8 protein-coding genes and 1 pseudogene are annotated in these 12510 nt (G+C 58.6%); 4 read left to right on the forward strand and 5 right to left on the reverse strand.

What is annotated here, in order from left to right; translation table 11 throughout:
* The first annotated feature begins 78 nt into the window (after window positions 1-78).
* Window positions 79-1350 (forward strand): MFS transporter, encoded by a 1272-nt coding sequence (locus Q4P21_RS14350; RefSeq protein ID WP_303389422.1) that lies wholly within the window; start codon window positions 79-81, stop codon window positions 1348-1350.
* A 108-nt stretch (window positions 1351-1458) separates the two neighbouring features.
* The gene (locus tag Q4P21_RS14355; RefSeq protein WP_303389423.1) at window positions 1459-2166 is read left to right on the forward strand and encodes a heme oxygenase (biliverdin-producing); all 708 of its coding nucleotides are present in this window, start codon (window positions 1459-1461) and stop codon (window positions 2164-2166) included.
* A gap of 12 nt (window positions 2167-2178) precedes the next feature.
* Here Q4P21_RS14355 and Q4P21_RS14360 read toward each other — a convergent pair whose 3' ends face one another.
* The 4 genes from Q4P21_RS14360 to Q4P21_RS14375 form a co-directional block, all read right to left on the reverse strand.
* Window positions 2179-3588: a DUF2079 domain-containing protein gene (locus Q4P21_RS14360; protein WP_303389428.1), complete on the reverse strand. Its 1410-nt coding sequence runs from the start codon at window positions 3586-3588 to the stop codon at window positions 2179-2181.
* Window positions 3589-3672: 84 nt separating this feature from the next.
* On the reverse strand, window positions 3673-4503 hold the full coding sequence (locus tag Q4P21_RS14365) for a heme ABC transporter ATP-binding protein (protein WP_303389424.1): 831 nt from the start codon (window positions 4501-4503) through the stop codon (window positions 3673-3675).
* Window positions 4500-5534 carry an iron ABC transporter permease gene (locus Q4P21_RS14370; RefSeq protein ID WP_303389429.1) on the reverse strand — a complete coding sequence of 345 codons (1035 nt, stop codon included), beginning with the start codon at window positions 5532-5534 and terminating at the stop codon, window positions 4500-4502. Before Q4P21_RS14370 ends, Q4P21_RS14365 begins: the two co-directional genes overlap by 4 nt.
* Window positions 5535-5683: 149 nt before the next feature.
* A complete protein-coding gene (locus Q4P21_RS14375; protein WP_303389425.1) occupies window positions 5684-6886 on the reverse strand; it encodes a hemin ABC transporter substrate-binding protein in 1203 nt (400 codons plus the stop codon).
* Window positions 6887-7186: 300 nt separating this feature from the next.
* Here Q4P21_RS14375 and Q4P21_RS14380 point away from each other — a divergent pair, with 300 nt between their 5' ends.
* Window positions 7187-7945 (forward strand): hypothetical protein, encoded by a 759-nt coding sequence (locus Q4P21_RS14380; protein ID WP_303389426.1) that lies wholly within the window; start codon window positions 7187-7189, stop codon window positions 7943-7945.
* Between the two features lie 47 nt (window positions 7946-7992).
* Entirely contained in the window at window positions 7993-11925 is a 3933-nt protein-coding gene (locus Q4P21_RS14385) for an HtaA domain-containing protein (protein ID WP_303389427.1), read from the forward strand.
* Between the two features lie 218 nt (window positions 11926-12143).
* On the opposite strand, the pseudogene Q4P21_RS14390 reads toward Q4P21_RS14385, so the two are convergent.
* Window positions 12144-12510: pseudogene (locus Q4P21_RS14390) on the reverse strand (hypothetical protein); the annotation flags it as partial.

Raw genomic sequence — 12510 nt, forward strand, 5'->3', positions numbered from 1 at the left:
GACTCAGTGAACAGCCGTGCGTAAACTGGGGCGAACGCATGGTGCAGCCTAGGATCAATCGGGGAGACTGAAGCTACAGTGAAAGACAAAGAATTGGGCCTCGACGGCCAACTGCCAGTCAGTTTGGCGTTGGCAGAACCTGAGGTGAATGTACGTCACCGGTGGACGGCCTCCATTGTGTTGGTCAATGTAGGCATCAATGCCGCATTTTTTGGTCCGATCCAGGTTTTATTGGGCCAGCAGGCTGCCGATTTTAGCCAAGCCGACAAAGAGGGCATTCTGGCGCTTGTCACGGGTGCCGGTGCCGCAGTCTCGTTGGTCGCCAACCCGCTGTTTGGCACCTTCAGCGACAGGACCACCTCACGTTTTGGACGCAGGGTGCCCTGGGTCTTCATTGGGGCGTTGCTTGGAACCATCGGGCTGGTGGGCCTGGCAGGTGCGCCGTCCGTTGCTGCCATGACGTTGCTGTGGTGCTTGGTGCAGCTTGGTTGCAACGGTGCGCTCGCCGCGACCACCGCTGCCATCCCCGACCAGGTGCCTGTGCGACAGCGCGGCACCATCGGCGGTTTGTCCTCAATGGGCACGGTGGCCGGGATTCTTGTGGGTGCCGCGATCGCCGCCGTCGTCGCTGGCAATTTTAGGCTGGGCTTCATCATTTGTGCTGCGGCTCTGATAGTCGGCATGGTGCCGTATTTGTTTTTCTCCAACGACCATGTGCTTGACGCCAAGTACAGGCCGGCATTTACCTGGCCGAATTTTGTCAAGGGCTTTTGGGTTTCACCCCGGAAGTATCCTGACTTTGCCTGGGCGTGGGTGACAAGATTCCTTGTCAATGTGGGAAACCACCTGGTGACTTTGTACCTGCTGTTCTTCCTCACGGATGCGGTCGGTTTCAATGACCCCGCTTTTGGTGTGCTGATCTTGACGGGCATCTATGCCGTCTTGACTCTCATCACCGCTGTCATTGGCGGGAAATGGACCGACAGGGTGGGCAAACGCAAACCGTTTGTCATTGCGTCGTCGGCCATCATTGCCCTTGCTGCGTTGATTCTGGCGTTCTTCCCCACCTGGGCTGGGGCGCTGGTGGGCGCCGCAGTCCTGGGTGTTGGCTATGGTGTGTATCTGGCCGTGGATTTTGCCTTGCTCACACAGGTGCTGCCGTCGTCAGCGAGTCGAGGCAAGGACATGGGCGTCATCAACGTTGCGAACTCGCTGCCGCAGGTCATCGCGCCGATCATCGCCTGGCCGCTCGTCACCATTCTTGGCGGCTACGTCACCCTCTATGTGGTTGCAGCCATTATTGGCTTGCTTGGCGCGGTTTTCGTCGTGAAAATCAAGGGTGTGGACTGAGCCGGGAAGAATTAACGTATTTCGGTGACACTGTGTCACCAATATCTTGACACAGTGTCACCATCTCTGATTAGGTAAGGTTACCGTTACCTAATCATGGAGTAAGACATGTCGGCACCCGCACTTGAATCAGCATCGTCCCTGGCCCCTGCCGCACTGTCGCAGGAGCTCAAGACCCACACTGCAGCAGCCCACACTGAAGCTGAAGATTCCCGCTTCGTGGCCGAGCTGATGGGCGGGAGCTTGGATGTCGCGGCATTGGTGAGTTTGCTGGACCAGAGCCTTGTCATCTACCGGGCCTTGGAATCTGCCTTGGCTGCCCACGTTGAGCACCCACAGCTAGGCGCCTTCATTGACCCGAAGCTGGCACGTGTGGCCGCACTGGAAGCCGACATGGCCTACCATCACGGAGTCGACTGGGAAGCGCAGCTGGCCGACGGCCGCATTGTCATTGTCCCGGCCACTCGCGTATACGCCGATGCCTTAGCCACGATGGGACGGGAATCGATCGAGTTCCTGCTGGCCCATCACTACGTGCGCTACATGGGTGATCTTTCCGGAGGATTGATCATTTCACGCATGGTCCAGCGCCACTACGGTGTTGCCTCGGAAGGGCTGAACTTTTACGCCTTCGACGCGATCGCCAAGCCCAAGCCTTATAAGGACACCTACCGCGAACGTCTGGACACCACTGAGTTCAGCAGGGAGCAGAAGACTGCCATCTTGGACTTCGCTTCAGAGTCCTTCGAGCTCAACCGGGCCGTCTTTGTCGATCTCGACGTTGCACGCAAGGTTGCGCTGGCCAAATTGGCCTGATCTTGGAGCCGGTTACTGTTTCCTGGCCACTTGGTAATGGCCGTCGGAGAAGACGGTGGTGAAACGGGTGCCGGGGAAGCGCTGTTCCGCTTCCACTGCGATGGTCGTGGGAGCTATGCCGGGCCTGCCGGAAACGTCCATCAGCACATATTCGGGGGCAGGGTTCTTGTTCCCAATCCAGTACACCTCGGTGCGGTCCACCAGGTAGCTCATTAGGGAAATGTCAGTTTCCACCGTCACGCCGTCGGGTACTGCGGCCAAGGCGTTTTGAGAGGAAGCTGCGCTGGTGAGTGGGAAATTCTTGGATGGGTCGGAAAGCTTGCCAAAGGCATACTGGCTAGTCAAAACTAGTGAGATTAGCAAGACCGCAGTGCCTGCGAGGCGGCTTAAGCGGATGGAATTGAGTACCTTCCGACGTGAGAGAGCATCGATGGCTGCGCAGAAAACCACTGGCATGAGTACCGCGCTGTACTGCCATTCCTGTCCCCAGTAAACCGGCAGATCAGACAAGAAGCGCCATGCGAGAGTTGGAAGCACAATCAGGGTCAGTGGGGAGAAGAGACACAGCCCAGCAGTGATGGCTACCAACAGCAAGAGCGTTGCGACCTTGTCCTGCTGCAGCAGGGAACCAGGATCGCTGAGCAATCCACGGATGTTGAGCTGACTTTGGTAGGCCCAGTGATCACCGGGATTCATTGAGGGCAGAATCACTTTCGTGGTGAGCACAAACCAGCCGACACCCCACATTGAGAGCCAGAGTCCCGCCGAACTGCGTGCCCGCCAGGCCATGACGAGTCCGATGACAAATACAGTCAGCCCCAGATCTTCCTTGACGAAAACCAGCAACGCGGCCCACAACCAGACAGAACGCCAACGCTCCTCCAATAACGCAACCAAGGCAAGCGCCAACAGAGGTACGGCAAACGCAATTTCGTGAAACTGGGAATCTACGGCTGATTGCAAGCCCCAGCTGAGCGCATAGCCGAGGCCCAGACACACGCCAGTGATTGTTCCCAATCGCTTTATTGCGAAATTGCAGACGACGACGACAGAAAGCGCCAGCAAGATGTTCTGTAAAACCAGTAACGTGTAGGCACTGGGAAATAACCGATAAAATGGTGCGAGTAGGACCAGAAGCGGGTGAAAGTGGTCTCCGAGGAGATTATAGCCATCCCCCTTAAGGCTCACTATGGGCGGGCGGAAGTTCGCATAGTCCTTGGCCAGCTGAGTAAAGATCCCCAGGTCCCAGGAGCGTATGGTGTAACTGTGCCATTGCAGCCAGGAGAACACTGAATACGTAATGAAGGCCAGCCCACCCACAAACCCGGACAGGGCCAGCGGAGTGGCGGTGGTACGTATAAAATCTTTCAATCCGCGGGAACCGGCTAGAGCGGGGGGAGTTCGGGGCCCGACTTCTCGCATAATTGTCACAGGGAAAGTCTAGGTTGCCTACCGGGGGATCCGGGCATTGTGAAATTGATTATCGGTCCTGCGGGGCGCCCCTAGTCAGCGCTGGGGCAGAACAACGGTTCTACCCGTTACGGGATGCGCCATGACGTCGATGCCGTACTGGTATACGCGGCTGAGTAACTCTTCCGTGAGTACATCTTTCGCTGTGCCATGGGCGGCCAGCCTGCCCTTTTCAAGCACCGCCACCTTGTCTGCATAACCAGCAGCCAAGTTCAGGTCGTGGAGGACGACTACCACCGCACGGCCTGTTGCCGCACGTGTCCGGGCCACCTGTAAAACCAGCTCCTGATGGCGCAGGTCGAGGGCCGCTGTGGGTTCGTCAAGCATCAAGACGCCTGTGTTCTGGGCAAGCACGCGGGCCAGGGCAACACGTGCCTTTTCTCCGCCCGACAAGTTGGAGAACTTGCGGCTGGCAAAGCCGGTAACGTCGGTGGCGAGCATCGCCGCGGACACCAGTTCGTCGTCGAACACCGATTCCGTCGTATTGGACCAAGGGGCGCGCCCCATTTGCACGACGTCGAGGACGTTGAAGGGGAAGCTCAGCTGCACCTGCTGCATCAGTACGGCCCGGCGCAAGGCAAGCTCTTGGGCCCTCCAATGGTGTAGAGGCTCCCCGAAAAGGCGGATTTGGCCCTTGCGTAGTGCCGCGTCCCCGGCAAGCGCAGCTAGAAGCGTTGATTTTCCGGCACCGTTGGGGCCTACCAAGGCAAGAACTTCGCCAGCTACTACGGGCAGGCTTACGTCCTGGAGCACGTCGTGGCCACCCAGCTCAACCCAGATGCCTTCACTGGACAGGACAAGCTGTCCCGGATCTACGGGCGGGGGAACAGCAGTGGGTGGAGCCCTGAAAACATCAAGGATACTCATGCCCAACCCCCTTGTTCGTTCCGGGTGCGACGCAACAGCCAGAAGAAGAAGGGGCCGCCAATCAGGGAGGTCAGCATGCCGAGGGGCAAGTCTGAATATGTCACGAGGGTTCGCGCCGCGAGGTCGGCAAGGAGGACAAGAAGAGCGCCGCCAAGCGCGCTGGCGGGGAGTAGAAGCCTATGCCCTGGGCCTGCGATGATGCGGATGAGGTGGGGGACCACCAAGCCCACGAAGCTCACAATGCCCGTAAACGCCACCCCTGCCCCAACGAGTAGGGCGACGGTGACGATCATAGTCATGCGCAGCCGCTCCACGTTGACGCCAAGGTGCCGGGCAGAGCGTTCCCCCAGAGACAGCAAGTCAAGCTTGCCCGCGGCCGCGAAAGCCATGAGCAAGCCCACAACCAGTAGCGGCAGCACCGAGGCGACGCTGATCCAGCCAGCGCCATTGAGGCTTCCCAACTGCCAGAAAATCAGTTGTTCCCGGGCGTTGGGATCGGCAACGTAAGTATAGAAAGCTATCATCGCGAACGTGAATGCATTGACGGCGATTCCCGTCAAAACAAGGGTTACTACTTCGGTACGGCCCTTGCTGCGAGAGAGACTGTAGACGAGCAGGGTGGTGACGAGCCCGCCAAGGAAAGCAAAAAGCGCGATAATCCAGTTGCCATGTGTGGCCAGGCCGGTCACGATGGCCGTGCTGGCCCCGACGGCCGCTCCCGAAGAGACTCCGACCACCGCAGGTTCAGCAAGTGGGTTCCCAAAGACGCCCTGCATAACGGTGCCGGAGCACGCGAGCGCGGCTCCGACGATCATGGCTAAAACCACGCGGGGAAAGCGCACCGACCACAAGGTCTCGTATCCGCGTGGATGTTGGGGGAGCGGTGCCCAGTCAATGGGTATTGAGATGCCCGTGCCAAAGTAGTCCAGCCAGCCCTGTGCCCAATTGGCCATGCCGTGAAGGATGCTGCCGATGACCTCGGCAGGGGCAACACCCAGCTGTCCGGAGCCTGCTGCGACGACGGCGGTCATGACCAGTGCCAGGCTGAGGAGGGTCAAGATCACGCGGTCCCGCGCTGAGCGCGGGGACTTGGCGTGACGCGTATCCGGCTTGGCATTCCTGGTGGGAGGTTCCTTCGTGGCTGGGTCGGAAGGCGTGATGGAGGACATGGTTGCTGTCATTACCGGGCACCATGGACGGACAGCGACAACGCCTTGATGATTTGTCCGGTGCGCGGGCCAAATCCGAGCAGGCTGCCATCCGCGACGTCGATAATCCGCTTGTCTGCTCCTGCCGGGGTCTGGGCGATTCCCTGGACTTTCAGGAGGCCGTCAACGCCACCAACGCTTTTCAGACCGCCGGACATGAGCAGTAATGCATCGGGTGCCGCCTTGATGAGGGCTTCGGAGGTCAGTTGGGTGAACGGCATTTTGAGGCCGATGTCCGTTCCAACATCAATCGCGCCAACGGCCTTGATCATGTCGTCTGCGCCGGAGCCGGGTCCAGCCATCAAATACACTCCGGCCGTGCCGCGTACGTAGAGGAAGGCGATGCGGGTGGGTGTTGTTGTGTGCGGAACCCTGGAAAGTGCTGCAACCATGTCAGCCTCCACTATCCCGTTAAGTTCGATGCCCGCTTGGGGAACGCCAAGAGCGCCAGCGACGGCGTTAATTTGATGGCTGATCCCCGGCAGCGTGCGTGAAGGATCGAAGAAGACAACGGGAATGCCTACGGCGCGAAGCTGCTCCTGAACTTCAAGGGGGCCAATGGTGGTGTCGGTCAGCACCAAGCTGGGGTTTAGAGCCGTGATGGCTTCAGCGTTCAGGTCGTGCCCCGTGGGTGTGACGATGGTCGCATGAGCAGCTTCAGGGAAATCGGCGGCTCTGTCGCGACCAACGACATTGGCGCCCAGGCCCAGGCCATGCACAATTTCAGTCAACGTGCCGCTTAAGTCGATGGTGACGATTCGGCTTACATCAGTGACCAGAACTTCCTCTCCGTCACAGGAGGCCACGGTGACGGGGAGGGTGGGGACAGGAGTCTTAGCTACGATTGGCAGGGAAATTCCTGAGGTTTCGGCTGTCGTGGGGCCCGTCGGGGTGCCAGCTTCACTGCCTTCGGAAGAGGAGGGCTGCTGCTGCCAGGAGGCAGGCAGGGGGAGCTTGCCGGCTGTGCCATCAGTGCATGAGTCGACGGGGCCTGCGGCCTGCGGGGAGGAACGCACCGGGGTGGGGTTTGGACCGGGAGTCACAGGGGCGCATGCACTGAGCAGCCAAGCAGCCAGTGTCACGGTCGCAATAACCACTGCTGCGTGTTTCTTGCGGCTAAAAGACAGGAAGCCTTGGCCTGAAGCGGTATTTGACTGCTTTGAAACGAAAGTCATGGATTCCCCAGTGAGAAGCGGGCGAGGGTGTATTGGGCAGTTAGAAAACCACTTTAATAACTGTAGATTTGCTAAAGTTAGCCTACCCTAGGTTAGGGTTGATTTAGCTCAGACTTTTCTGTCGTAATAGCAATGCTCAAAAGCGGGAGTCGAAAAGCCCTCTTTTGATGTCGAGTGAACGCGCATTGGTGCGCGCACTTCGACGGTCACAACAATAAATACAGGATTCGATGCAGGTCGACAACGACGTGCAGGTGGGTAGGGCTCTGCTCAAAAGCAGGCATGGGAACAAGGAGAATCATGAACAGAATCACCAGCCTCGAGGTGGCCAAGGTGACTCGTCCGGGAACCGGCCAGCGACTGGTGCGCCTAGCAGCGGCTATTGCCATGGCGGGTGGCTTGGCCTTAGTTGCAGGAACCGGTGCATCCGCAGCCACAGGGAGCGGCCCCAACGGGCAGATTCTTTCCGCCGACCGGGCGGCAGGCCTGAACGCGGAGGGTGATTCCGTACAAGTCAGTGGTGCAGGATTTGATCTGAGCAAGGGCGTCTACGTTGGCGTCTGCGTCAACAACGGACCGGGCGTGGTTGCCACCCCATGCCTCGGCGGTGTGGACACCTCAGGTGGGTCCGGCAGTTCAATGTGGATCTCATCAAACCCGCCAGCGTATGGACAGGGCCTAGCGCAGCCATACACGCAGGACGGTGGCAAGGGGTCATTCTCGGTTGCGCTCGCTGTGAGTGCCGCTGATGAGCTGACCAACTGCCAGGATCCTGCCACGGCCCCCAACGGCTGTGTGATTGTCACCCGTGCGGACCATACACGCAGCGCTGACCGCAGCGCAGACGTCATGATTCCCATCAGCTTTGGTGCTGCGGAGGCGCCAGCAAGCACCGCCAACGGCAACGCTGATGTCAAATCTGGTGTCAAGACCGACGCCGAAGGGAATTTGGCGAAAACCGGCGCTACCGCGGGTTACTACGTAGTCGGTGGGGTCCTGCTCGTAGGACTTGGTACTGGTGCAGTGGTGCTCACGGCACGCCGCAGGAGCGCAAAATGAAGCCCATTCAAACTTTGAAGCCTTCGTCCCCACTACAGAGGAAAACCATGAGATCACTACACCGCGGCCCGTGGTGGCGCCGCTCGCTGGCGGTCGTTGCCGCCGTGGCAATGACGGGTGGCGCCCTGGCTGTCAGCGCACCGGCCGCCTTAGCAGCTCCAGCTGCCGCCGTTGAAGCGACAGGAAGCCTTGACTGGGGAGTAAAGGAATCGTTCCGTAACTACCTGAACCTTGCCTTCACAAAGGGGTCGACGGTTCTCGATGGAGGGGCAACGGCCAATGCAGACGGGACATTTCACTTCCCCGCTGCGACTGTTGACGCCAGCGCGCAACTCCTGAGCTTTGACGGCTCAGTGAGTTTCTCGGGACATGAAGGGCAGCTTGCGGTCAAGATTTCTGACATCCGCCTCGATTTGGCCCGCGGATCACTTGTTGCGGATGTGGCCAGCAAGGCCCTCGCTGGTGAGGGCACGGTCATGTACGACGACGTCGACCTCACTACAGTGGGTTCCGGAGCAGTTTTTGTTGATGGCAACATCACCGGAAATGTATTGCCAACAGCATTGACTGCCTTGGGGGTGCCTGCGTTTGCTGATTTTTATAAAGAAGGAGACGTGTTTGACCCGGTGTCGTTTACTGCCACTTACGTGGTCCCTGTCGTGGCGCCAGTGGTGACAGCTTCTCCCATATCACAGTCTGTTGAATCAGGTGCCACAGCCACTTTTACAGCCTCGGCGACGGGCCAAGAGTCAGTGCAGTGGCAGGTTGCTGCGACCGGGACCGCTGATTGGGCCGACATTGTTGGAGCAACAAGCTCCACTCTGACAGTGCCTGCCGCCGCTGCCGACGACGGTAACCAGTACCGGGCGGCATTCACCAACGGCGGCGGAACAGTTTATTCAGAAGCTGCTGGCCTGACCGTGACCGATGCTGAAGTGCCGGGTGTGGTGTGGTCGCCTGCGGTGGAGGTTTTTGCTGCTGATGGTGTGACTCCTTTGAGTGGTGCTGTTGCTGAGGGCACGAAGATTGTTGCCAAGGGTTCTGGTTTTGATCCTGAGGCAAATGTGGCTCCTGCAGGTTCGCGTCCGCCGATTGCTGCGGGTTCGCCTGCTGGCACATACGTGGTGTTTGGCAAGTTTGCTGATCAGTGGCGTCCGTCTGAGGGTGCGCCGTCTGCTGCGCGTGTGGTGGGGGATCAGTTGTGGGCGATGAGCCAGGCTGCCTTGGATGCTGTCCCGAGTGCTTACCAGAATGTGGTGCGTGGTCAGTGGGTTGAGGTTTCTGCTGATGGTTCGTTTACTGCTGAGTTGACGGTGCGGAAGAAGGTTGTTTCTGGTGCTGAGGTTGAGTGGCCTGAGGCTGGCAATTTCGGTGTTTACACCTATGCCGCTGGGAGCACGACTAATGCTGCCCAGGAAGTGTTCGCCCCGGTCAACGTTGGCAACACGGGTGTGGTGTGGTCGCCTGCGGTGGAGGTTTTTGCTGCTGATGGTGTGACTCCTTTGAGTGGTGCTGTTGCTGAGGGCACGAAGATTGTTGCCAAGGGTTCTGGTTTTGATCCTGAGGCAAATGTGGCTCCTGCAGGTTCGCGTCCGCCGATTGCTGCGGGTTCGCCTGCTGGCACATACGTGGTGTTTGGCAAGTTTGCTGATCAGTGGCGTCCGTCTGAGGGTGCGCCGTCTGCTGCGCGTGTGGTGGGGGATCAGTTGTGGGCGATGAGCCAGGCTGCCTTGGATGCTGTCCCGAGTGCTTACCAGAATGTGGTGCGTGGTCAGTGGGTTGAGGTTTCTGCTGATGGTTCGTTTACTGCTGAGTTGACGGTGCGGAAGAAGGTTGTTTCTGGTGCTGAGGTTGAGTGGCCTGAGGCTGGCAATTTCGGTGTTTACACCTATGCCGCTGGGAGCACGACTAATGCTGCCCAGGAAGTGTTCGCCCCGGTCAACGTTGGCAACACGGGTTCAGTTGCGGCACCCGTGCTGAGGGTGGAGCCCGCATCCGGCTTGAAGCATGGAAGCACGGTCGTGGTCTCCGGAAGTGACTACGCACCCAACCGATGGATCTATGTGGCAGAGGTTGCCCAAGGCCCCGGTGAGGCAAAGCGCCCGGAGGTCTATGAGAACGCTGAACGAGTCCAAACCGATGCGGATGGAAATTTTGGTCCACTGGACTTCTCCGTAACAACCCTTTTCAAGGAAGGTGGATTCAACGCGGTGAGGGATCAACTTTACATTTCCACCTTTAATTCGCCGCTGAACACAGACAACGACGAGCGAGACCACGCATCAGACCGCAGCCAAGACGCTTTTGTTGCACTGGCATGGGAGGATCCGTCTGCCCCCGTGGTCACTGAGCCTGAGGTTCCTGCGGCTGAGCCGTCGCTGAGCATTGAGCCCAAGAACGTTGAAGCGGGAAAGAACGTCACCTTCAAAGGCGCGAACTTCGCGCCTGGCAGCACACTTGCCTTTGACCTTGATGGGGGAGCTCTTCAAATCGGCATTCCTTCCACTGAAGTAACTGGTGGTCTGGACTGGGGGGTCAAGGAGTCGTTCCGCAACTACCTCAAGAGTGGCATCGCCAATGGTGATGTCATCGCCAGTGACGAGGTGGTGCTTAACGCCGACGGCAGCTACCACTTCCCTGCCTCCAGCTTCAATGCGGCAAGCAAGATCGCCGCCTACTCGGGGACGGTCTCCATGACAGGGCACGCTGGCGATCTTGAAGTGAAGCTCAGCAACCTCCGTGTGGATACGGTTGGCAAGCAACTGCTGGCCGACGTAACCAGCAAGTCACTGGAAGGCAAGTTGAAGGACTACCCAGATGTTGCGCTGGTGTCCATCGACACGACTGACGTTACGGCTGATGCAGCAGGTTTGACCGGCAAAGACCTGCCTACAGTCCTGACTGCTGAAGGGGTTCCCGCCTTTGCTGACTTCTACCCTGCAAAGACTGTTTTTGATGCACTGAGCTTTGACATTCAAAGCGTCAGCTCCGCAGTTCCGCTGACAGTTGACGATGGAGGAAAGTTCTCCGTTCTGTGGGCCGTTCCACGCGCACAGAAGCCCGGGAATTACACGATAACGGCGACAGCGGCTGCTCCCATGCAGCTGATGGCCGTGGAAGCTCAGGGAGCACAAACCGCATCGGCAGAACTACAGATCACGGCGCCGGTCGGATCGTCTGATGGCGTTGACGACGCTGTTGGCGTTGACGACGCTGATGGTGCTGAAGCTGCGAATAAGCAGTGCACCAACGGTGCGGTTGTCGAGGGCACGCTGTCGTGGGGCGTGAAGGATTCGTTCCGCAACTACATCACTGGAAACATCGCCAAGGGCCAGATAGCTTTCAACGGTGACAAAGTGGCTAGAGATGCGCTCTTCACATTCACGAGAGGCCAAGGAAACATTGATCCGATCAAGCGCACCGGCAATGTGGCGTTCGAAGGTGAAGTCAGCTTCCAAGGGCATGACTACGGCTCGGGTCCGGTCCTTTCGGTGACTATGAAGAATGTCGTTTTGGTCATGGACGGCAATGCGGGCACGTTGAAAGCCGATGTCGTGAGCCGCTCCCTTGAGTCGGCTATTGCAGGAGCGGGACCAGGCACAGACATCAAGTACGATTCTGTTGTTGTGGCAACTCTCGACCTGTCGAAGTCGATGCAGAATAGGACTGCGACGGCTTACGTTGGCACGGACGTCAGTGCCATCTTGGCACCCAGTGGTGTTGCGCCGTTTGCTGATTTCTATTCAGCGGGCGACGCACTTGATCCAGTGAGCTTTGCGCTGGGTTGCTCTGAGGGTGAGGCCGGAACCCTCTTGCCAGTAGGAGCCGTAAAGCCAGCAGGTGTCGCCGCAGGGGCCGGGATGTTGGCCAAGACTGGTGCAGTGGCGCTCGACGCTTCCGTCGTTGGGGCGCTGATGATTCTTCTTCTGGGGGCCGGTGCAATCGCCAGTAACCGTTTGGTACGTCGGCGCCGTGACTAACAGTCGTGGTCAAGTGATTCGTTAAAGCCACGACGAATGGGGCGGCCTCTGCAAATGCAGAGGCCGCCCCATTCGTTTATCTGGATATCTCAAGTCGATATAATTCAACAATTTTAAATTCGGGGTATTTCATCTCCGTAGCCTTGGAGTGTTGTTAGCCATCAGGTGACCGGTCCGGTGTGTGGTTGCTCCAGCGGCTACCCTACGACCCCGCGTGGTTATTTTTTGTGGGTGTTGGTGTAGTTGATGAGGATTTGTTCTAGTGGGCTGGTGAGGGTGGGTTTTGGTCCCTGGCTGGTGGACTGGCGGGTGCTTTGTGGGGTGTTGAGGGCTGTGTTGAGTGGGTTGTTGAGGCGTTTTTTGAGCCATTTGGGGTAGGCCGGTGGTCGGGGTTCGTGGTGTTGGGGTCGGTGGTAGTTTCCGGAGGGGCTGAGCCAGGCGGTGGTGCCGTTTGTGGTGGGGAGGGGTTTCCAGCCGCGGAGGCGGATCTTGGTTCGTTCGGGGTCGTGTTCGCGGCGGTAGTGGCCGTGTCTGGTTTTGTCGTCTTTGAAGTGTTTGAGCAGGTGATGGCGTTGGCAGGCTGGT

Origin of the sequence: Arthrobacter sp., from assembly GCF_030540645.1 — a bacterium.
Lineage (GTDB): Bacteria > Actinomycetota > Actinomycetes > Actinomycetales > Micrococcaceae > Specibacter.

Excerpts from the sequence above, each read along its gene's own strand:
- Q4P21_RS14355 (WP_303389423.1), top strand. The coding sequence starts at position 1,459 with ATGTCGGCACCCGCACTTGAATCAGCATCGTCCCTGGCCCCTGCCGCA.
- Q4P21_RS14360 (WP_303389428.1), bottom strand. The coding sequence starts at position 3,588 with ATGCGAGAAGTCGGGCCCCGAACTCCCCCCGCTCTAGCCGGTTCCCGC.
- Q4P21_RS14365 (WP_303389424.1), bottom strand. The coding sequence starts at position 4,503 with ATGAGTATCCTTGATGTTTTCAGGGCTCCACCCACTGCTGTTCCCCCG.
- Q4P21_RS14370 (WP_303389429.1), bottom strand. The coding sequence starts at position 5,534 with ATGACCGCCGTCGTCGCAGCAGGCTCCGGACAGCTGGGTGTTGCCCCT.
- Q4P21_RS14375 (WP_303389425.1), bottom strand. The coding sequence starts at position 6,886 with ATGACTTTCGTTTCAAAGCAGTCAAATACCGCTTCAGGCCAAGGCTTC.
- Q4P21_RS14380 (WP_303389426.1), top strand. The coding sequence starts at position 7,187 with ATGAACAGAATCACCAGCCTCGAGGTGGCCAAGGTGACTCGTCCGGGA.
- Q4P21_RS14385 (WP_303389427.1), top strand. The coding sequence starts at position 7,993 with ATGAGATCACTACACCGCGGCCCGTGGTGGCGCCGCTCGCTGGCGGTC.